General features: G+C 64.2%; 18 protein-coding genes. 7 read left to right on the forward strand and 11 right to left on the reverse strand.

Translation table 11 applies throughout. The features are described from left to right. Window positions 1-97 precede the first annotated feature (97 nt). The 6 genes from ABWO90_RS08930 to ABWO90_RS08955 all read right to left on the reverse strand — a co-directional run bounded on the left by ABWO90_RS08930 (window position 98) and on the right by ABWO90_RS08955 (window position 7,188). Window positions 98-529, reverse strand: a complete 432-nt coding sequence (locus tag ABWO90_RS08930; protein WP_353190951.1) for a PRC-barrel domain-containing protein — start codon at window positions 527-529, stop codon at window positions 98-100. An 89-nt stretch (window positions 530-618) separates the two neighbouring features. Next, the gene (locus ABWO90_RS08935) at window positions 619-981 is read right to left on the reverse strand and encodes a BON domain-containing protein (protein WP_353190855.1); all 363 of its coding nucleotides are present in this window, start codon (window positions 979-981) and stop codon (window positions 619-621) included. A 50-nt stretch (window positions 982-1,031) separates the two neighbouring features. After that, window positions 1,032-2,018: a BON domain-containing protein gene (locus ABWO90_RS08940; RefSeq protein ID WP_353190856.1), complete on the reverse strand. Its 987-nt coding sequence runs from the start codon at window positions 2,016-2,018 to the stop codon at window positions 1,032-1,034. Between the two features lie 293 nt (window positions 2,019-2,311). After that, entirely contained in the window at window positions 2,312-3,844 is a 1,533-nt protein-coding gene (locus ABWO90_RS08945; protein ID WP_353190857.1) for a GGDEF domain-containing protein, read from the reverse strand. Between the two features lie 109 nt (window positions 3,845-3,953). Then, complete coding sequence (locus tag ABWO90_RS08950) at window positions 3,954-5,456, reverse strand: DUF2252 domain-containing protein (protein WP_353190858.1); 1,503 nt, start codon at window positions 5,454-5,456, stop codon at window positions 3,954-3,956. Beyond that, window positions 5,446-7,188, reverse strand: coding sequence for a mechanosensitive ion channel family protein (locus ABWO90_RS08955; RefSeq protein ID WP_353190859.1), 1,743 nt, complete (start codon window positions 7,186-7,188; stop codon window positions 5,446-5,448). Before ABWO90_RS08955 ends, ABWO90_RS08950 begins: the two co-directional genes overlap by 11 nt. A gap of 401 nt (window positions 7,189-7,589) precedes the next feature. Between ABWO90_RS08955 and ABWO90_RS08960 the strand changes: the two genes are divergently transcribed. Next, on the forward strand, window positions 7,590-9,719 hold the full coding sequence (locus tag ABWO90_RS08960) for a putative bifunctional diguanylate cyclase/phosphodiesterase (RefSeq protein WP_353190860.1): 2,130 nt from the start codon (window positions 7,590-7,592) through the stop codon (window positions 9,717-9,719). Between the two features lie 29 nt (window positions 9,720-9,748). On the opposite strand, the gene ABWO90_RS08965 is transcribed toward ABWO90_RS08960, so the two are convergent. Continuing rightward, entirely contained in the window at window positions 9,749-10,315 is a 567-nt protein-coding gene (locus ABWO90_RS08965) for a winged helix-turn-helix transcriptional regulator (protein ID WP_353190861.1), read from the reverse strand. 315 nt (window positions 10,316-10,630) lie between these two features. Continuing rightward, the gene (locus ABWO90_RS08970; protein WP_353190862.1) at window positions 10,631-11,647 is read right to left on the reverse strand and encodes a DNA-binding protein; all 1,017 of its coding nucleotides are present in this window, start codon (window positions 11,645-11,647) and stop codon (window positions 10,631-10,633) included. Between the two features lie 111 nt (window positions 11,648-11,758). Here ABWO90_RS08970 and ABWO90_RS08975 point away from each other — a divergent pair, with 111 nt between their 5' ends. From ABWO90_RS08975 to ABWO90_RS08985, 3 genes are all read left to right on the forward strand, one after another. After that, a complete protein-coding gene (locus tag ABWO90_RS08975) occupies window positions 11,759-12,922 on the forward strand; it encodes a site-specific integrase (RefSeq protein WP_353190863.1) in 1,164 nt (387 codons plus the stop codon). A 183-nt stretch (window positions 12,923-13,105) separates the two neighbouring features. Further along, complete coding sequence (locus tag ABWO90_RS08980; protein ID WP_353190864.1) at window positions 13,106-14,239, forward strand: NAD(P)H-dependent flavin oxidoreductase; 1,134 nt, start codon at window positions 13,106-13,108, stop codon at window positions 14,237-14,239. Window positions 14,240-14,251: 12 nt separating this feature from the next. Further along, window positions 14,252-15,349, forward strand: coding sequence for an NAD(P)H-dependent flavin oxidoreductase (locus ABWO90_RS08985; protein WP_353190865.1), 1,098 nt, complete (start codon window positions 14,252-14,254; stop codon window positions 15,347-15,349). 112 nt (window positions 15,350-15,461) lie between these two features. Here the strand turns inward: ABWO90_RS08985 and ABWO90_RS08990 are convergent, their stop codons facing one another. Then, window positions 15,462-16,037, reverse strand: a complete 576-nt coding sequence (locus ABWO90_RS08990; RefSeq protein ID WP_353190866.1) for a TetR/AcrR family transcriptional regulator — start codon at window positions 16,035-16,037, stop codon at window positions 15,462-15,464. Between the two features lie 82 nt (window positions 16,038-16,119). On the opposite strand from ABWO90_RS08990, the gene ABWO90_RS08995 reads away from it, so the two are divergent. Then, complete coding sequence (locus tag ABWO90_RS08995) at window positions 16,120-16,587, forward strand: nuclear transport factor 2 family protein (protein WP_353190867.1); 468 nt, start codon at window positions 16,120-16,122, stop codon at window positions 16,585-16,587. A gap of 22 nt (window positions 16,588-16,609) precedes the next feature. Here the strand turns inward: ABWO90_RS08995 and ABWO90_RS09000 are convergent, their stop codons facing one another. Further along, complete coding sequence (locus tag ABWO90_RS09000) at window positions 16,610-18,040, reverse strand: aldehyde dehydrogenase family protein (protein ID WP_353190868.1); 1,431 nt, start codon at window positions 18,038-18,040, stop codon at window positions 16,610-16,612. A gap of 163 nt (window positions 18,041-18,203) precedes the next feature. Between ABWO90_RS09000 and ABWO90_RS09005 the strand changes: the two genes are divergently transcribed. Both ABWO90_RS09005 and acuI read left to right on the forward strand, forming a co-directional pair. Beyond that, a complete protein-coding gene (locus tag ABWO90_RS09005) occupies window positions 18,204-19,106 on the forward strand; it encodes a LysR family transcriptional regulator (RefSeq protein WP_353190869.1) in 903 nt (300 codons plus the stop codon). A gap of 138 nt (window positions 19,107-19,244) precedes the next feature. After that, on the forward strand, window positions 19,245-20,231 hold the full coding sequence (gene acuI, locus ABWO90_RS09010; protein ID WP_353190870.1) for an acrylyl-CoA reductase (NADPH): 987 nt from the start codon (window positions 19,245-19,247) through the stop codon (window positions 20,229-20,231). Window positions 20,232-20,316: 85 nt separating this feature from the next. On the opposite strand, the gene ABWO90_RS09015 is transcribed toward acuI, so the two are convergent. Further along, window positions 20,317-21,039, reverse strand: a complete 723-nt coding sequence (locus ABWO90_RS09015) for an ABC transporter ATP-binding protein (protein ID WP_353190871.1) — start codon at window positions 21,037-21,039, stop codon at window positions 20,317-20,319. Window positions 21,040-21,054 lie beyond the last annotated feature (15 nt).

Genomic DNA, 21,054 nt, shown 5'->3' on the forward strand with positions numbered 1-21,054 from the left:
CGGATCGAAAGGTTCGGGCAGATGCGCATACCGACGAGACGCCAGCATCAGCCAGTGATGTTCGAATGGCCCAGGCATGAGCGGAATCTCGCTGCACTCAATGCCAGTACGGGTCGACGGTGTAATACGTATGCACCTGCTCGGCCCACTTGAGGTCGGCCATACTCGGCCAGTGATCTTTGTCGAACCCCGGGGCTTTCTTGAGCGCCTCCTTGTCGAGATTGAGAATGAAGCGCTTGTTTTCGATGTCGAGCTGCAACGCGTGCCACGGAATGGCGAACAACTTGTCCCCCATGCCCATGAAGCCGCCGAACGACAGCACCGCGTAGGCCACCGTGCCGCGTTGCACGTCGAGCATGATGTGTTTGACTTTGCCGAGGCTCTCGCCTGCGGGATTCACCACGTTCTCTGCGTCAAGCGAGTCGGCCGCCATGACCGAGGGGCCCGGGCCGTCGGGCAATTCGTGCGACGACCCTACGATGCGTGCGCCTGATTGGGGGGTTTGACCCTGTCCGGTTTGCATAACCATCATTTCCTCCTTCGTGGGGCGGAGCCGCGGCGCGCCAGCGCGCGCCCCGCAGACATGACGAGCGGGCGCGAGCGGGCGCGACCGCGCGGTTACTTGCTCATTACCTTGATGTCGTCCTTGACGTCGACGACGCCGTCAACGCCCTTGACCGTGTCGACCACCAGCGTCTTCTGCGCCGACTGCGGCACCGATCCGGTGAGGTGGACCACGCCATTGCGGGTCGTCACGTGAACCTTGGTCGAGGGCACATCCTTCTTCGCGAGCAACTCGGCCTTGACCTTGGCGGTGAGTGCCGAGTCATCGATCTTGCGGCCGGTATCGCTCATTGCGCCGCTGGCGGTCGCGCTGTCAGCGATCTTGATGATCCCGCCCTGATCGAGGGCATGCGCGGCAAGACCGGTCGTAGCGAGTGCACCAGCCAGAGCGAGCTTGAGCAGATTGGCGTGTTTCATTGTTGACCTCCCGAGTGAGTTATCAAAAAGCACATGCAATGTTGCCGACTTCAAATCTTGTGACCTTCCTGACTTTCGCCCGGGCGGCTCATGGCCTTCCCGCGGCGTTCGTGCAACTGGTTGTCCACGCCGGTGACACCCGGCACTTTGGACACGACCGTCTGCACCACGTGCTGCATCCATCGTTCCGGGACATGCCCCGTCAGGAGCACGAGGCCGGACGTTACGGTGACGTCGACATGCGAGGCATCGAGGTCGTGCGCGTCCCGTAGCGCCTGCCGGATCTCGTCGCGCACAGCAGCGTCACCGGGCGACGGGCCGCGCGAGCGGGCGTGTACCGAGCGATGCGCCGTCTGTTGCGGCTCGCCCGGAATGCCCACACTCGCGCGCCCTCGATCGTTGCCACCACCACCGTGGCCCCCACTCCCTGATGCCTGCCCGGCTTCGCCTGACGGACCCTGCGCCTGCTGGTTTCGACCGGCATCTGCGGGGGCCTCTTGCTGCGATGTCTGCGCACCCACCGTCCCTTCGGGCCACTCGACGCGCCGCGACGTCGACGGGCTTCGCGCCGACGGCACATGCCCCGTGGCATCACGCCCGGTGCCCGCGTAGTCATCATGCGGACCGTAACTGCTTTGTCGACCGAACCTCGGATGCGCCCCCGGCGCGGCGTCGGCCGGGCCGTAGCCGCTTTCCTTGCCGTGAGCGATCTCGGGGGCATAACCGTGCCCGCCCGCCGATGACTCGCCACCCTTCGACCCGCCGCGCTTCGGCGCTGACGCGCCCAGCCACGCGGGGTCTGACTGCTTCTGCGCCTGCGCAGTTTGTTCGTCTCGCGCCGCCGACTGACGGGCCTCGTGCGGGGGCGGAACATCCGCCTCGCCGGAAGCCGGCGCCTGAGCGCCATTCGTCTCGGCGTCACCGTCTTCATGCGTCAATGCGTGTTGCTCGTACTGTGTCCGTTCGTCCGCGTCAGCGGCCTTGTGCGGCATCGATGACTTGGGCAACGCTGGCGACGACGGCTTACGCTTCGCCATGACAATCTCCTCGGCGGCTATCCGCGCCTTCGCCCTGACTTCAGCAACCGGCTGCGAACTTGTTGAAATCGATTGTAGATAGCCGCTTTCCCGCAGCGAATCGGCGGAATCTGAAAGATGTGTAGGCGGACGCTGGCAAGGCCTGCCGCGCCACGAATCGACGATTCAACGACAACAAAAACAGTCGGTGAATCAATGGGTTGGGAAGATGTCCGAATGCAGAACGCGAGGACATAAAAATTGGCGGCAAGAACATCGCCGCCATCGGCAGGTCGCCTGATACCGGACGAATCCTACAGTGGCTCTGCCGTCGCCAGGACAACCTGATTACGCCCGCCGGACTTGGCCCGATACAGCGCGTCGTCGGCTGCCTTCACCAGGACGTCGACCGTTTCCTTGCCCTTCGGCGTGCCGCACGCCACACCGATGCTCACGGTCACGTGCCCGAAGTCGCTCGCCGCGTGCTCAAGATTGAGCTGCTCCACGGCACGCCGGATGCCCTGCGCAACACGCTCTGCGCCGGCCGCGTCCGTATCCGGCATGACGGCAATGAACTCCTCCCCGCCGTAGCGCCCCGCCGAGTCGGACGGGCGTTGCAGTGCCGCACCAATGGCGCCGGCCACTGCGGCGAGCGCGGCGTCGCCCGCCTGATGGCCGTGCGTATCGTTGTAGCGCTTGAACCAGTCGATGTCGATGAACGCCACGGCCATCGGCTGTCGGGCGCGCCGCGCACGGCGCCACTCGCTGGCGAGATTCCGGTCGAGCGAGCGCCGATTGGAAAGCCCGGTCAGACCGTCGGTGCGCGCGAGCAGCCGCAGCTCTCGCTCGGCCCGCAAGCGCCGCCGCAACTGAGCCGCCAGCAATACCGACGTGACGACAAAGCCGACATTGAGCAGCACGAACAGGCCACCGAACTCGATTACGCGCTTGTTCCACGGCGCGAGCGTTTCCTCGGCGGATGTCACGACGATCAGCGTTAGCGGCACGTTGCTCAGATGCCGTCGCGACATCAGGCTCGGACGACCGAGAAAACGGACATGGAAGATACGCTGGTCGTCCCGATCCGGCGGAAGCGCGTCGAAGCGCCCCGTCTGCGCCAACGCCATGCCGATGACGCTCGCGTCGTATGGCTTGCGCATCAGAATCACGCCACCCTTGTCGAGCAGCAGAATGGTGCCCTGACGACCGATCTCGATGTGATCGAACAGATACCGAAAGTACTTGACGTCCACCGCCAGAGACACCACGCCGCCGAACGAGCCGTCCGGGCGCGAGATGCGGCGGCTCAATACCATCGTCGGCGCCTCGCCACGCAGTCGCGACCGAATGAAGCCGCTCACGTAAAGCCCGGCGTGCGGATCGTCCCGGTGCACCTTGAAGTAATTGCGATCCGCGAAGTTGAACGGCCTCGGTGTTTCGCTTTCCGCGTCGATGACGATATTGCCTTCCGTATCGAGCACAAGCAGCGAGCCGATGTAGCGCGACGCCCCCGCTCGCTCGAACAGCACTTCGCGCCGCAACGCAGGCGTCATCGCCTGGATGTCGGGCCGCGCGAGCAGTACCACCACGGCGTCGAGCGACGCCTCATACAGCTGGAAGTTGAGCTCGAGATCGCGCTCGAGCACCTCGGCAATGTTGTGCTGATTGTCCGCTGCCCGTGCCAGCACGAGCAATCGCCCTTCGTAGAGCAGCGCCACCGCAACGGCCATGACCAGCACCGAAATGCCCACGCCGCTCCAGACGATCAGCGTGGGCGTGCGCGATACCCAGCGCACTGCCGCGCTGATGGCCAAAGCGACACGGACTCGCCAACGTAGCATCAACATGCGTCAAGACTCTCCTCGGTTCGGCGGTGCTCAGCATGACGAGCCTGCGCCTCGTGATGGTCGCTGCATGGCGGACCAAGCGGCAGTGTCGTCGCGGGACATCGATGGATCAGGCGGTGAAATCGGCAGCCATGTCGGCGTCGGTACGCGCCTCGAGCCGCCCGTCGCGGCAGGCCTTGCGGAACCGTTCGTAATCGCGCTCGACCTGATCGGCGTAGTCCGTCGAGTAGTGGATCAGCGCTTCACCGAAACGAATTCCCTTGCCCACGTAGCCGACCAACTCGGCAGCGCATCCGCCCGCCTTGGCGTGCGCGCGGGCGAGCACCCAACCGCACAGGCTCGCGTACTCGCGAAAACCATCGGCCCGGAACAGTTCGAATTGCGCCGAGATTTTCATGTCGCGCAATTGACGCCCGTAGATGCAGCGCCCGAATGGCCCACTCCCCCAGCCCAGAAAAGCGTCGGAGGCCGCCTGCATCAGGCGCTGGCCTTCGACGACACGCCGTCCGTCGTGTTTGGGCGTCGCGTTCTTGAAGAATCGCGAAACGACCGACTTCGACGCCTCCTTGAACTGCAGGAAGAGCGGCTGCTCGTGCGTATCCATCATGAGCAGCACCAGGCACCGCGTGCCCACGCTGCCGACCCCGACGACCTTGAACGCCAAGTCTTCCTGCGTATAGCCTGACAGCATGCGCGCACGATCCGGCGGCAGCGAGTTCACGTAGCTCTTGTACACGGGAGCGAACAGCGTGCGCCAATCGCCCAACCCGAGCCAGTCGTCTTCCTGACCGAACAGGGTCGTGGCGCCGTGCACATGGAACACGGTCGGCGGCGTATCGCGGATCTGCCAGTGGTCACCGACCTGATGCGCGAATTTTGGCAGCACATTCTCATGCGTACGCCCCGTCGCCCGGGCGATGCCACGCTTCACGCCTTCACGCACGCGCTCGGTCTGCGCAAGGTCGAGCATGCGATCGAACGTCACCTGCTCGTGCCACAGGGCAATCGTGGACATTCTCGCGTATTCGTCCAGACGCTTCGCGTAGCTGTCCACTGCCGCGCGCACCATCTCGACCCCAAGCGTGTCGCCGAAACCGAATTGCCGGGCGGCCAGCACCAGGCTGACACACAGGCGCTTCATGTCCCACTCCCACGGGCCGGGCGCGGTCTCGTCGAAGTCGTTCAGATCGAAGATCAGCGTGCGTTCCGGGGTCGCGAAACCGCCGAAGTTGGCCAAGTGGCAGTCGCCGCAGATCTGCATGGTGAGGCCGGTGTGCGGCGTACCCGCCAGATCGTGCGCCTGCACGATCGCGCTGCCCCGGTAGAAGGCGAACGGTGACGCCAGCATGCGGCCGTAGCGCAATGGCACAAGCGAGCCCACCCGCCCCTCGCTGCTCAGTTGCAGCAGCTCGACGGGGTCGCGGTCCGTGTTGCCCAGATGCGTATGCGCGCTGCGCGGCGTCTTCTCTCGCAACTTGCGCCCGGCGGCGACGCGCGCCTCAAACGGCACGACCAGCGCAGGCTGCACCGGTGCCGGCGCGCTGGCGGCGGGGGTGGCGACAGGGCTGGCAGGCGTGGCACCGCTGGCCGTAGGCAGAGATTTAGCGGGCATGGTCGGTTCCTTGTGCGGGTGAGACCGAGGGAGATGAAACGGTGGGCGACGTCGCCTGCGCTTGTGCGGGAGCGCGTGCCGGCGCCGGATACCATTGCGCCGGCGGAATCGTCAGCGGCGAATGCGGTTGCTCTTCGAAGTGCGGCGACATGATCTGCACGCCGTAACCATTGAAGACATCCTGGATGTTCTCGTGCAACGCCGAAATGGCGGCAAAGCGCGTCGACGGGTCGCGCAGCGTCGCAAAGACCTCGTACTCCACATAGAAGTCCGACAACGCCCGCTGAAGCACGTACGGCGCGGGCTGGGCCGCCACCTGAGGCGTCTTGCCCGCCGCTTCGACCAGCATGGCATGCACCTGCCGCCACGGTGTGTCGTATCCGATCGTCAGCGTGGTACTGATGGCGACACCATGACCGCGCCCCTGCGTCGAAAAATTGCGCACCGTCGACGCCACGACCACGGCGTTCGGGATCGTGAGTTCCTCTTTCGCCAGATTGAGGATCTTGACCGACAGGGCATCGACGCCGACCACCACGCCCGTTGCGTCACCAATCGACACGAGATCGCCCTTCTTCAGCGAGCGGCTGTAGATCACGACCATGCCGCTCATCAACTGATTGACGATCCCGCTCGACCCGAGGGTCACCATCAGACCCAACAATACGGACAGGCCCTTGAAGACGTCGCTCTGCGCGCCGGGCATGTACGGATAGGCGAACGTCAGCGCCAGCCCCCAGACCACGACCGACACCAGGCGCCGCGTGGCGCCCGCCGTCTCCGGATGCATGCCCGGAATGGACAGGCGGCCGCTTTGCACCGCATCGAACACATTGTTGATGAGACTTTGCAGCGCCCGGGTCAGCAAGAAGATAACGATGACCGTCATGATGCCGGGAATTGCGCCGGCCACACCCAACCCGAAGCGGTCGATGAGCACCCACAGGAAATCGGACAGTCGGGCGGCCAACGGCTGGCTCGCCGGGAACTGCATCAGCACGAAGATCAGATAGAGATAGGCGAACGCCAGCGCCAGACACACCGCGCCGATCTGCACGACCTGATGCACCAGATGTACCGCCGAGCCCGTCCAGTCAAAGCCGCGGGTCGTGCGTTGCAGGACACGCTTTTCGAAGGCGTCCTGCAATCGGGTCTCCAGCCGAGTGCGCATGCGTCCGACGCCGATCACCAGCAGCGCCAGAACGACGGCGCCCAGCGCGCTCAACGCCACGCCGCGCAGGATCGTCGGCCAGTGAAGCTGCTCGCGGCGCGCGGCAAAGGCAACGCGCAGGCGCTCCCGGGTATCGTCGGCGACGGCGTCGAGCGTACGCGGGTCACCCGGCGCCAGATCGTCCGCCGTCAAGGCAAACAGAATGCGGTCTTGAACCCGGAAGGCGACGCCGGAGACACCGCCAAGCGAGGCGCGCAACACATCGACGGGAGCATCGAAGTCTCGGCCGGGCAAGCTTTCGAGTACCGCCTGCGCTCTGGCGGCACGTACCGCTGGCGTCGCGCCGCCGAGTACGCCCCGGAATGTCACGACAGGACGGTCCATGAAGCGCAATTCGACGCCGTCCTGCATATCGGCCCCGGCGGCCGCCTGACTTGCCGTGACCGGTCCGACATCGCCGGACGCTGGCGCTTCGGAAGTTGCCGCATTGGCGGCAAAGCCCGGCACGACGGCCACCACACACACCACCAGCACTTGCAACAGCCCCATGCGAATGCGCATATCACGGCTCCTGCGGGCAAGTTGGCCACCAAGAATTGACGCAGTTTGAGGAAATCTCCCGGAAATCAGGCAAAATCGAGGGCTGCCATCCTCTGCCCCCGGCTGATCCCGAATCCGACTCCCGATTTGCGATCCCGACGGTTGCCACCGGAAGGTTGTGCGTGCAACGCGGTCGGCAAGCGCCGGCACTGTCGTCGCCGTCAATGTCGACCGGGGCGGGTATGGACGGATTATTCACCATGGCATCGGCACTGTCGAGCATCGACGCGGCACGCGCGGACATCGGCCGACGCTCCGATTCCCGCCTGGCAGGAACGTCGGAAAAATTCCGACACAAATTCTCAACTTTCGGCCATACCTGCCGATAACCGGTTAAGCGGGACTTTTCGGTTGGTTTTCATATGTCCAGTTCGTACAGTGGTTGGCTCGTAGCGTTATCGCTGGCAGTTGCCGTGTTGGCATCGTTTACGGCGCTCGACCTTTCGGGTCGCATCTATCTCATGACTCACCGCGGCATGCGCCACGCGTGGCTCGCCGTGGGCGCGACCGCCATGGGCATCGGCATCTGGTCGATGCACTTCATCGGCATGCTTGCCCTGTCGCTGTCGCCTTCGTGGTCGCCGTTGACCTCGCACGCCAACATTCCGCTCGGCTATGACCCGGCGCTCACGGCGGCGTCGCTGGGCATTGCCATTGCCATTTCCTGGGCCGCGCTGTGGATGATCGCCAGCGAGCCCTTCACCCGCTGGCGCGTGGGCTGTGCCGGTGTCACGCTTGGCATCGGCATCGCCGCCATGCACTACAGCGGTATGGCTGCCATGAAGATGGACCCGGCCATCGAGTACGATCCGGCGCTGTTCTCGGCATCGGTCGTGATCGCCATTGCCGCCGCAACCGCCGCCCTGTGGATCGCACGCACATTACGCGATGGCAGCCTGCGTTACGTCATGCCCAAGCGGATTGCGGCCGCCGTGGTCATGGGGATGGCCATCACGACCATGCACTACACCGGCATGGCCGCCGCGAACTTCGCGCCCGGCGCGGTCTGCGGCGCAGCTACGGGGGTGAGCTCGCCGTGGCTCGTGACGACCGTGAGCCTGTTCACGTTCCTCATTCTCGCGACCACCCTGCTTGTCTCCCGCCTGGACGCGCGCACCAGCTTTCTGGCCAATTCGGTCCTGCAACTGAACACCCAGATCGCCCGCATGGCGACCTACGACGCGCTGACCGACCTGCCCAACCGCCGCGCACTGCACGACGCTGCGGCGCGCATGCTCATCAACTCGCGCCGCGATCAGCGCCGGTTCGCGGTGCTGTTCATGGATCTGGACGGCTTCAAGACGATCAACGACTCGCTCGGCCACAACGTCGGCGACGATGTCCTGCGGGCCTTTGCCAAACGCCTTCGCAAGAATGTGAACGGCGACGACGTGGTCGCCCGACTCGGCGGCGACGAGTTCGTCGTGCTGCTCGGCGCGCTGTCGTCACCCGAAGTGGCGGGACGCGTGGCGCAACGCCTGCTCGACGACATGCGCGACGGCCTGCGCGTGGGCAACCAGTCGCTGCATGTGATGCCGAGCATCGGGGTGGCGCTGTTCCCGGACGACGGCGACAGCATCGACCTGCTCCTCAAGCACGCCGACACGGCGATGTACGAGGCCAAGCGCGCCGGACGCGGCATCTTCCGCTACTTCGAGCCGCGCATGAACGCCGCGGCGCAGCGCACCTGGGAGATCCAGCAGGCGCTGCACGACGCGGAACACGAGCAGTATTTCTCTCTGAATTTCCAGCCGAAGTACCGGGGCGACAACGAGGCGTTGGCCGGGGCCGAGGCGTTGCTGCGCCTGTCGCATCCGACTTTCGGCGAGCTGCAGCCGGTCGACTTCATCCCGGTTGCCGAGCGCACCGGCCAGATCGTACAGATTGGTTACTGGGTGGTGCGCGCGACGTGCCAGCACATCAAGGCCTGGGACGATGCCGGACTGCCGCCCGTGAAGGTCGCGATCAACCTCTCACCCCGCCAGTTGGCGCAATCGCAACTGGTGGAGAACATCCTGGAGATCGTGCACAACGCCGGCATCGCCCCCCATCGCCTGATGTTCGAGATCACGGAAACGGTGGCGATGTTCGACGCCCAGCACACGATCGACGTGATCCGTGCGTTTCAGGACCATGGTTTCGAAGTGGCTATCGACGATTTCGGCACTGGTTACTCCAGCCTTGCCTACCTGCAGCGCTTCCGCGTCAAGCAGTTGAAGATGGATCGCTTCTTCACGAACGGGCTCGACACGTGCGGCCGCGAAGGCAGCGCCGTCGTATCCGCGATCATCGCGCTGGCGCATTCGCTGGATATGGACGTGGTCGCCGAAGGGGTGGAGACAGCTTCGCAACGCGAGGCGCTCAAGACGCTCGATTGCGACGAGATGCAGGGCTTCCTGCTGGGCAAGCCGATCACGGGCGAGGCATTCGCCCGCTTGCTCGCGGCGCTGCCCCGTGTGCCGGACGCACCCGAGGCACCGGCGCTGGCCTGAGTCGCAACGCCGGGACAGCAGACGATCGCTTAGCGTCCCGCTGCCTCGATCGAGGCAGCGCCTTCCTCGATCAGCGCTGCGGCAGACGCATCGAGCGGTTGCCCTGACGCAAACGCTGCGGCGCGCGCAAGCCGAAGTTTCATGCCTTCGCTCGCTGCCGGCCCCGCCGCGGGCACATGACGCTGCGGATCCAGCCGTGCCCCCGTGACGGCATCGATCACGACCGGCTCCACGACTTGCCCCGTCTCACGGTCGACCAACTGCGCCGACACGCCCTCCGGCGCGAAATGCCGATTCCCCCACGCGAGCAAGGCCCAAAGCACCGGACGGAAATCGCGACCGGCATCCGTCAGCACATATTCGTAGCGCGGCGGGCGGTCACAGTACTGACGACGCTCGAGCAAGCCTTCCTCGACCAGCGCGCCCAGGCGTCGCGTCAGCATGTTCGGGGCAATGTCGAGCCGGCGCTGAAAATCGTCGAAACGGGTGGTTCCGTAGCCCGCCTCGCGCAAGATCAGAATGCTCCACCATTCCCCCACGCGCTCGAGGCTGCGGGCGATCGGACATTGCATGTCCCGAAAGGTCTTTCGTTGCATCAGCACTCCTTGCGCAAAGCGGCAGTCATCACAGGCAAACGCTGCCTATTACCATGCAAGTGAGGATAGGCGTCGCAGCCACATCAAGCAAGCACGCGCCTCACTCACATAGCGTCATCCTTGCGCAACCAACGCGAGCGCATCAATTTGCACTCATTTAAATCAGATACTTAGACATCATTCCTGACATCGATTATTTAAAGTGAATTCTCCTGCCGAGACGTCAACGCGCGTCCTGACTCGGCGCCTTGGGGGGTGCAACCGACCGCATGAGCGGCGTCGACTGGCAGACCGACTCCGGCACGACTACAGCCATCAGGACCGACGCGAGCGTCGCAGGACTGAAGTCGCCGATCCACTCACGCTGCCAACGCGCCGCTTGCGCCCTGCAAGGGCCGTCGATGTCGGCGGCACGGCCAGCATTGACTGATAAGTCGCCGCCAACGCCTCCTGCGTGATGACCTGCTCGCGCAAGCGCGCAATCACGGCGTCTTGCAGCGCCTTGGCTGAGCGCATTTCGTGTTGCGCCTCGGTCATGGCGGATAGCGTCGCCTCGGTGTCCTGCAACTGCCGCTGCGCTTGCTTTCGCTCCTGTTGCAGCGACTTGATGGACTCCCGAGCGGCATCCAGCTCGAGCATCAAGCGGCGCTCGTTGGCGTCGGCACGCTCGCCGAGCCTGGCGCGCTCGGCATCCCAGTGGGCACGATGCGCGACGTGCTCGTCTTGCAGGGCCTGCATCGCGTCTCGCGCGACCGATACAGCTTGCCGCGACGCCACGGCGTCCGCCTGCGCGTCGATCAGCAAGGCTTCCGCACGCCGTGCCTGTGCTTGCGCCTCATCCCTTGCCTGACGCGCATCGGCCGCCGACGTCTCCGCGGCCGCAATGCGTTCGTGCAGCACAGCACGCGCCTGCTCCAGCGCTTCGCGCTCCGAAGCAAGTTCCGCTTCTCGGGCGTCCAGAAGTGCACGTCGCGCAGCAGCCTCTTCCGCCAACGCCGCGCGCCCTTCCTGTATCGCCAGCGTCCACAGATCGAGCGCCGCACGGGCCACCGTTTCAGGCATTTCCACACCTTCCGGCAAGCCCGCCGACGCCGCCCCGCGCCCTTGCAGACGCACCCCCAATCCCGCAAACCATGCATCGAGATAAGGACTGACGGTGTTCGGTGACCCCCGACCGAGTTGCTGACGAATGCGCTCGATGGTCGGGCGCTGGCCTGCCATCAACAGCGCGTCGGCAGCCGTCCACACGTCTTGTTCGGAAATGCCCCGCCCGCCTTGCCGAGGCGACGGCGCAGTCATGGCAGATGTCGGTGTTTGGGTCGTGGTCGTCATTGCGCACTCCTTGATCTCGCTGGCATTGCCAAATAACCCACGATAATGGAAAATTATCGTGACTTATTTATCGCATATGTTCTATTTAATACATATTACATATGAAATCATATGTACGCCAAGAAAATTACACCTCGCTCCGCCAATTCACCTGAATCGAGTCACGATGGCGATGCGCTGACTGTCGCCCAGGCGCCGCTGCCCGCCCCGCTCAATCCGGCTTCGCTCGATGGCGATGCACGCGAAGCCGTGCGGGCGCTCGTTCAGGAAGGCGACTCCGCGAACACACGGCAAAGCTATCAATCGGCCATGCGCTACTGGCTCGGGTGGTATCGCCTGCGTTACGGGAAGTCGCTCGCCGCGCCGCTGTCGGACGCCGTAATCGTGCAGTTCGTGGTCGATCACGCCCTGCGGCAAGGCAAGCACGGGCTACAGACCGAGCTGCCCGATGCCCTCGACGCTGCACTCGTCTCGCAAGGCCTCAAGACACGCCTCGGGCCGCCAGCGCTTGCCACGCTGCTCCACCGGCTAAGCGTGATCGCCAAACTGCATACCTCGAGGGAATTGCCAAATCCCTGCGCCGAACCGGCGGTGCGGGAGTTACTCGGGAAAACGCGTCGCGCCTATGCCAAACGCGGGGTTCGGACGGCCAAGAAAGATGCACTCACGCGCGAGCCCTTGCGCGCGATGCTGGCGACCTGCGACGACTCACTGCGAGGCAAACGTGACCGTGCCTTGCTGCTGTTCGCATGGGCCAGCGGCGGACGCCGCCGCTCGGAAGTCGTACGCGCCACTTGCGAGAACGTTCGTCGCACGGCGCCGGATCGCTACGTCTACACGCTTGCGTGGTCGAAGACCAATCAGCAAGGCGCAGACCTGCCCGAGAACGAGAAACCGGTCACGGGCGCAGCGGCAATCGCCCTGACGGACTGGTTGACATCCGCCGGTATCACGGAAGGCCCGATCTTCCGTCGCGTACGACGCGGCGGCCACGTCGGCGAGGCGCTTTCCGAAGCGGCCGTGCGTGACATCGTCCGCGATCGATGCGTGTTGGCGGGGCTCGAAGGCGACTTCTCCGCCCATTCACTGAGAGCCGGTTTCGTTACGGAGGCTGCCCTGCAACAAGTACCGCTCGCCGAAACCATGACAATGACCGGACACACCAGCGTTGCCACCGTCATCGGCTATTTCCGTCGCGCGGACATGCAGCGCTCACGTGCCGCCGATTTGATGGGGGTCGCCGATTCGCCCAAGCCCGACTCGGCGCAGGAATAGCGGCCTGGCCGCGCCACGTTGCGGTTTTACTTGCCTCGGTACCCCTCCTACTTCCGAGGGCTGATGACATAAAGATGCATTCAAGTGGTATCTTTTATGGCGTCAGGCGTATGCCATAGTGGACCTACTGCCTGCGTTGACTGCCGCTGTTCCCCCCTTGAACACTCTAAGGTGCAGATCGTCATGCCCAGCACTTCCGCCACCCAATCCCGCAATCGCGCCCTCGTCGAACGCCTCGGACTGCAAGCCCCGATCATCCAGGCGCCGATGGCCGGCACCAGCACCCCCGCGCTGGCTGCCGCCGTTTCCAACGCAGGCGGGCTCGGCTCCCTCGGCATTGCCGCCGTGAATGCCGAAGCCGCCCGCAAAGCGATTCACGAGACCCGCGCGCTCACGCGCAAACCCTTCAACGTCAACGTCTTCTGTCATGCACCCGCCCGGCTCGACGCTTCGCGCGATGCGGCATGGCTGGCCTATCTCGCCCCCGAGTTCGCACAGTTCGAGGCCACGCCGCCCACCACATTGAGCGAAATCTACAAGAGCTTCGTGGCCGACGACGCCATGTTCGCGATGCTGCTCGAAGAGCGCCCGGCCGTCGTCAGCTTCCACTTCGGGCTGCCGTCGCAGGAGAAGATCGATGCCCTGCATGCCGCAGGCGTCACGCTGTTCGCCACGGCAACCAATCTCGACGAAGCCCGGGCCATCGAAGCCGCCGGAATCGATGCCATCGTCGCGCAGGGTTACGAAGCCGGCGGCCATCGGGGCCGTTTCGAAGATCTCGGCGACCGCGTGCCGAGCGACGACGAGCAACTGGGCACGCTGGCCCTCGTGCGCCTGATCGTGACACACACGTCGGTACCGGTGATTGCGGCCGGCGGCATCATGGACGGTGCAGGCATCGCCGCCGTACTGGCCCTCGGGGCACAGGCCGCGCAACTCGGCACGGCCTTCGTCGCTTGCCCGGAATCGTCGGCCGATGCAGCCTATCGCGAGCGTTTGACCAGCCAGCATCCGCCCCGTACCGCGCTGATCCGCGCCATTTCCGGGCGCCCGGCGCGCGGCTTCGTCAATCGGCTGTATGCGCTGGAACAGCAAGCCGCGCGCCCCGATCTGCCCGCTTACCCCGTGACTTACGACGCAGGCAAGGCGATCAACGCTGCAGCGAAAGCCAAGGGCAACAGCGATTACGCCGCCCAGTGGGCCGGCCAGGCCGCACCGCTCGCCCGCGCCATGCCCGCAGCCGAACTGGTGGGCGTGCTGCGCGCAGAGCTGCATGAGACGTTCGACGCGCTTCGCGAACTTGCTTCGACCCTTTGATTCGGTGCCCGCATGAACGCGACATCACGTATCACGCGCCGCCTCGGCATGTCGACACCGATCATTCAGGCACCGATGGCGGTGGCATCGACGCCCCCGCTGGTCGCTGCCGTCTCGAATGCGGGCGGATTGGGTTCGCTCGCCGTCGGCAATATGGACGCCACCGCCGCACGCGAGGTCATTCGTCAGACACGCGCGTTGACGACGCGCCCGTTCAATGTGAACGTCTTCACCCATACCCCGGCGCGTGCCGACGCCCCGCGCGAAGCCGCATGGCTCGACTATCTCGCGCCGGAATTCCAGCGCTTCGACACCCGACCGCCTGCCGCCTTGCGGGAGATCTATCTGAGCTTCGTCGAGGACGTGGCGATGTATGAGATGTTTCTCGCGGAGCGTCCCGCCGTCGTCAGCTTTCATTTCGGGCTGCCGTCCCAAGCCTGGATCGACGCGCTCAAAGCCTCGGGCATCGTGCTGTTCGCCTCTGCGACGAACGAAGACGAAGCCGCCGCCATCGAGGCCACTGGCATCGACGCCATCGTCGCGCAGGGCTGGGAAGCGGGCGGACACCGCGGGCGCTTCAACGACGAAGGCGATCGCCAACTGAGCGAAGACGAACAGTTGGGCACGTTCGCGCTGGTCCGACGACTGGTCGCTCGCACATCGCTACCGGTGATCGCCGCTGGCGGCATCATGGACGGCGCGGGCGTTGCCGCCGTGTTGGCCCTTGGCGCGCAGGCCGCACAGATGGGGACGGCGTTCGTGCCGTGCCCGGAGTCCGGCGCCGACACCGCCTATCGCGAAGCCTTGCTGCGCGGGCAACCGCCACGAACCGCCCTCATCCGCGCCATCTCCGGACGCCCGGCACGCGGACTCGCCAATCAGTTCTGGGCACTGGAGCAAGCCCCCGAACGCCCCGCCATTCCCGACTATCCGATCACCTACGACGCGGGCAAGGCGCTCAACGCTGCCGCGAAGGCACACGGCAACAGCGGCTATGCAGCACAATGGGCCGGACAGGCGGCACCGCTGGCGCGAGCCTTGCCCGCGGCCGAGCTCGTCGAGGTGCTGACGCGGGAAACCCGTGAGGCCATTGCGGCAATGCCCGCCTGACGCGCAAGCGCTCCTGGACGCTCGATTCCCCGCCGACATTCGCCCATAGCGCACAAAGCGGCGGCGCTCCAAAACAGATCTAGACGAAATATCCGCCGCCTGAACAAAGCGCTTACGTTGCGATGTCGGCCGCTATCGCGCGAACGACACTTGCCAGGGCAAGTTCGGCATTTTCGGGGCAGACGTCAAAACTGGCGCGCGTAATTGCGCCATCCATGGCGATGCAAAGTGTGAGTGCAAGTTGATGCCGCTGGGCGGAATCCGGAAGCAAGCTTTCGATCACCGCAGCGACATCGTTTTTGTGCGCCAGCGCGATGTTGCGCACTTCAGGCAAGACACCGCTCAACTCGCTGACGCTGTTCAGAAATGCGCAGCCGCGGAAGTCAGGCTGGCTGAACCATTCATGCATCGCTTTGGGTAGCGCATTCACATCGCTACCGTGACGAGCCACCGCCTCTTTGAACCAGGTCAGCCAACGTTCATGCCGATAGGCGAGAAAGGCTCGAATCAAATCATCCTTGCTTGGAAAGTGGCGATAGAAGGTGACCTTCGTCACGCCCGACTCGGCAATGATCTTGTCGATGCCCGTCGCCCGGACGCCGTCCATATAAAACAAATCGTGGGCAGTCAAAAGAATCCGTTCACGTGCCGGCAAATCTTGCTTGGATCTATCTGGATTTTTTTTCATGCATTGATTGTAGACAGGTCTGTCTATGTGCGCTACATTCGCAGGTAGACAGACCTGTCTACAAAAACCTTAAGGAGCTTTCATGGAAACCAGACCGCCGGTGCCGCCGTTCACTGCCGAAACCGCCGCACTCAAAGTCCGTGCAGGGGAAGATGCCTGGAATTCGCGCGATCCCGACCGTGTTTCGATGGTGTACACGCTTGATACCATCTGGCGCAATCGTATCGATTTCCCGGTGGGCCGCGAGCAGGCGCGTGAATTCTTGCGCCGCAAATGGGCGACTGAGCTGGATTACCGCCTCATCAAGGAGCTCTGGTCTTTCACCGACAACCGGATTGCGGTGCGCTTTGCCTACGAATGGCACGACGATTCGGGACAGTGGTATCGCTCTTACGGTAACGAGAACTGGGAATTCAATGAGCATGGCTTGATGGCGCGGCGCTTTGCCAACATCAACGATTTGCCAATCAAGGAAGCCGACCGCAAGTTCTTTTGGCCGCTGGGGCGCCGACCTGATGATCATCCGTCGTTGAGCGACTTGGGAATGTAAGGGGGCGCGTTCTCAACAAACATCAAGCTTGCGCCGACGCCGTCATCAAGGTCTTGGGCTCCAGATACGCACTGATGCCCCATTTCCCCATCTCGCGTCCAATTCCGGAATGCTTGAAGCCACCAAACGGCGCGCGCGGCTCGTGGGCAAGCGTGTTGACGAGCACGCGGCCCGCGTCGATCTGCCGAGCGATGCGTTCGCAGCGCTCGATGTCCTTGCCTAGCACGATCGCGCTCAGGCCATAGGGAGTGTCATTGGCGATGACAACCGCTTCGGCGTCGTCGGCGTAAGGGATGAGGGTGAGGACAGGCCCAAAGATCTCCTCGCGCGCAATGCGCATCTGGTTGCTCGCGTTCGTGAAAACGGTAGGCTTGACGAACCAGCCCTTGTGCAATCCATCGGGTCGTCCTGCGCCACCGGCCAGCAGCGCTGCGCCTTCCTCCATGCCGATGCGGATGTAGTTCTGCACCCGTTCCCATTGCCTGGCGCTCACCATCGGGCCGATGTCGGTGTCGGCTTCGCGTGGATCGCCGGATTTTACGTGCGACACCGCGTCCCTCGCGATCTGCTCAAACTCCGCAAGCCGATGGCGTGGCACCAGAATGCGGGTGCCGGCAATGCAGGCCTGGCCGCTGTTGAGGAAGCCCGCCTGGAGCACGAGCGGCATGATGCTGGCGAAGTCTGCGTCATCGAGCACTACCGTGGGTGACTTGCCGCCCAGCTCCAGCGTTACACGTTTCATGGTGACAGCCCCCGCGCTCGCCAGCCGCTTACCGACGGCAGAAGAGCCGGTGAACGAGATTTTGGCGATGCCGGGGTTGCGCACGATCTCTTCGCCAACCACGTCGCCGCGGCCATTGACGATGTTGAACACGCCGGGTGGCAGGTCGGCTTCGTGCAGCGCCTCGGCCACGATCTGCGTCTGCATTGCGCTCATCTCACTGGGCTTGATGACGGCGGTACATCCAGCGGCCAGCGCCGTAGCCAGCTTGTTGCAGATGAACCCGGCGTTGCTGTTCCAGGGCGTGATCAGGCCCGCGACGCCAACGGGCGTCATCACCACGCGTGCGGCGCCAGCGCGTTCCTCGAACGCAAACGATTCCAGCGCGTCGATGGCTTGCGCAATGGTCTGGGCTGGATACTGCGCCATCCAGCGCGAGCGCACGGATGGCGCACCATATTCAGTCACGATGGCCTGCAGCAGCACCTCCTCGCGCGCAGCGACGGCCCGGTGCATGCGCCGCAGCGCTGCAACGCGTTCCTCGCGCGTGGTGCGTGACCATACGGGGAATGCTGCCTGCGCCGCAGCGATGGCGCGTTGCGCGTCCGTCTCGTCGCCAAGTCGAACCTGGCCAATGATCTCTTCCGTGCTCGGGTTGTGCAGATCGAACCATTCCTGGCCGTGCGGCGTCACAAACTCGCCATTAACGTACATGTGCTCAATGCGTTGCATGTTGTTTCCTTTGGTATGACTTTCCGGCGTACGGGATCGAGGGGGAGACCTTCACATTGCGTCTGCGTACATGGAAGTCTAGGATTACGTTATTGTTTTGATAAGCCGCCTTATGGCAGATGTCATATCCCGAAAATCAGGACAATCTATGCACCGCACAGGAATGACCGAGCTTGAAGTGATTCTGGCCGTCGCGCGTCGCAGCAGTTTTCGTGGCGCGGCGCTGGAGCTTGGCATGTCGACCACGGCGGTGAGCAGCGCCGTTGCGGGCCTGGAGGCGCGATTGAAAGTGCGCCTTTTCAACCGATCGACGCGCAGCGTGGCCATGACCGATGCGGGTCAGCGCTACGTGAAGCGCATAGCGCCAGCGCTTGCCGAAATCCAACGGGCCAACGAACAGGCGGCAACCGAATCTGACGCGCCCAGCGGCACCTTGCGCATCAATGCACCACAGGGGGTCGCCCTCTTGTTGCTGGAGCCGCTTTTGCATCAGTACGCGCTGCGCTATCCCCAGGTATCCATCGACATCGTGAGCGAGTCACGTCTGATCGACGTGGTGGCCGAAGGCTTCGATGCAGGCATCCGTCTTGCCGAATTCGTGCCGCAGGACATGATCGCCGTGCCGCTTTCCCGTGACCTCCGCATGCTCATCGTGGCAACGCCCGACTACCTCAAGCGCAACGGTACGCCCAGGCATCCGCGCGATCTGCTCGAGCACCAGAGCATCGGCATGCGCATGTCCCACGGCGGCATCTATCAATGGGAGCTGGAGCACAAGCGCCAGAAGCTGCAGATGGATCTGCCCGTGCGCATGACCCTCTCCGAGATGCCGGCCATCAAGCAGGCGGTGCTGCTCGGGCTCGGCATCGGCTTCATCTCGGAATGGTTCATTGACGAAGAATTGAAATCCGGCGCCCTGGTCCCCGTGCTAGTTCCCTGGTGCCAGCCATTTGGCGGCCTCAGGCTTTACTACTCTGGCCACAGGTTCGTGCCGGTGCGGCTACGCGCCTTGATCGAACTGATCCATGAGCTACGGCTTGGTGAAGCTCGCTTGGCAGGAAATTAGGCGGCCTATAATGCTTCGGGATGCAAAGTGCCCCCTACCCTCCGACGTCCTCGATGCCGCATCCTTGGCCGCACCGCGCGCCTGGCAGGCAGGCGTTGGCTCGCGCGTAGCACAGGATTCGCTTAGGAGATTCCCGGTATGTTCAATGCGATTTTGCTGACCCAGTCCGACGGCAAGACCCACGCGGCAGTCACCGCGCTGGAAGACGATGCACTCCCGGCCGACGGCGACGTCCTGGTCGCGATCGACTACTCCACCATCAATTACAAGGACGGCCTCGCCATCACCGGAAAAGCGCCCGTCGTGCGTACATGGCCGATGGTGGCCGGCATCGATGGCGCCGGCACCGTGCTCGAATCGTCTCACCCGTCATGGCGCAAAGGCGACCGCGTCGTGCTCAACGGATATGGCGTCGGCGAGACGCATTGGGGCTGCCTCGCCCAGAAGGCGCGTCTGCGCGGCGACTGGCTGGTGCGCCTGCCCGAGCGCTTCACCCCGCGCGATGCGATGATCATCGGCACGGCAGGCTACACCGCCATGCTCTCGGTCATGGCGCTCGAGCGCAGCGGCGTGATGCCGCATCACGGCGACGTGCTCGTCACGGGGGCGTCGGGCGGCGTCGGTTCCGTCGCCATCGCCTTGTTGAGCTCGCTCGGCTACCGGGTGGTCGCGTCGACCGGCAAGCTTCATGAGGCCGACTACCTGCAAACGCTCGGGGCGGCCGAAGTCATCGACCGCAATCTGCTCTCCGAGCCCGGAAAACCGTTGCAAAAAGAACGCTGGGCCGCAGTCGTCGACTCGGTCGGCTCGCACACGCTGGTGAATGCCATCGCCCAGCTCCGATACGGCGGCGTGGCCACGGCGTGCGGACTTGCACAGGGGATGGATTTCCCGGCGAACATGGCGCCGTTCATTCTGCGCGGCGTCACACTGCACGGCATCGACAGCGTGATGGCGCCACGCGAGCTGCGCGAAGAGGCATGGCAGCGCCTCGCCCACGATCTCGAACCGCAGAAGCTCGGCGGGATCTCACACGACGTCGGTCTCGCCGAAGCGATTGCCGTTGGGCAGCGTATCGTCAAGGGCGAGATTCACGGCCGCGTCGTGGTCAACGTCAATCGCTGATCGCTTCGCCCGGCGCACATACGCACGCACCAATGACAACGGGCAGCCGCAAAGGCTGCCCGTTGTCGTTTCTACGCGCTGGAGGTCAGTGACTGCCGCCGAGATAGGCGGCACGCACCTTGTCGTCGTTGCGCAAACTTTCCGCCGGACCGTGCACGGAAATGCTGCCGTTCTCGAGCACATACCCATAATCGGCCACCGCCAGGGCGGCTGCCGCGAACTGCTCCACGAGCAGCATGGTCACGCCTTCCGCCTTGAGGTTGCCGATGATGCGAAACACTTCATCGACCAGAATCGGCGCCAGCCCCATCGACGGCTCGTCGAGCAGCACGATGTCCGGACGCAGCATGACGGCACGCGCCATCGCGAGCATTTGCTGCTCACCGCCCGAGAGCGTGCCCGCCAACTGGTTGCGCCGCTCCTTGAGACGCGGAAACAGATCCATCGCGCGGTCGAGATCCGCGGCCACGTCGCCGCGCGGGCGGCTGCCCGTCAGGCGCGGGAAAGCGCCGAGGCGCAGGTTGTCCGTCACCGACATGGTCGCGAAGACGCGACGGCCTTCGGGCGAGTGAGCCAGACCCAGCTTCGCGATGCGATGCGAGTCGAGTCCGTCGATACGCTTCTCGCCCAGCGTGATCTCGCCCGACGTGGGCCGGATCATGCCGGAGACAGCGCGCATGGTCGTCGTCTTGCCCGCGCCGTTCGAGCCGATGAGCGTGACGACCTGACCGCTCGGCACATCGATATCGATGCCGTGCAGCACTTGCACTTTGCCGTAGCCCGCTTGCAGATTACGAATGGAAAGCATAGGGGTTCCGTAGTT

It is taken from the genome of Pandoraea pnomenusa (genome assembly GCF_040391475.1).
GTDB classification, from domain to species: domain Bacteria; phylum Pseudomonadota; class Gammaproteobacteria; order Burkholderiales; family Burkholderiaceae; genus Pandoraea; species Pandoraea pnomenusa_C.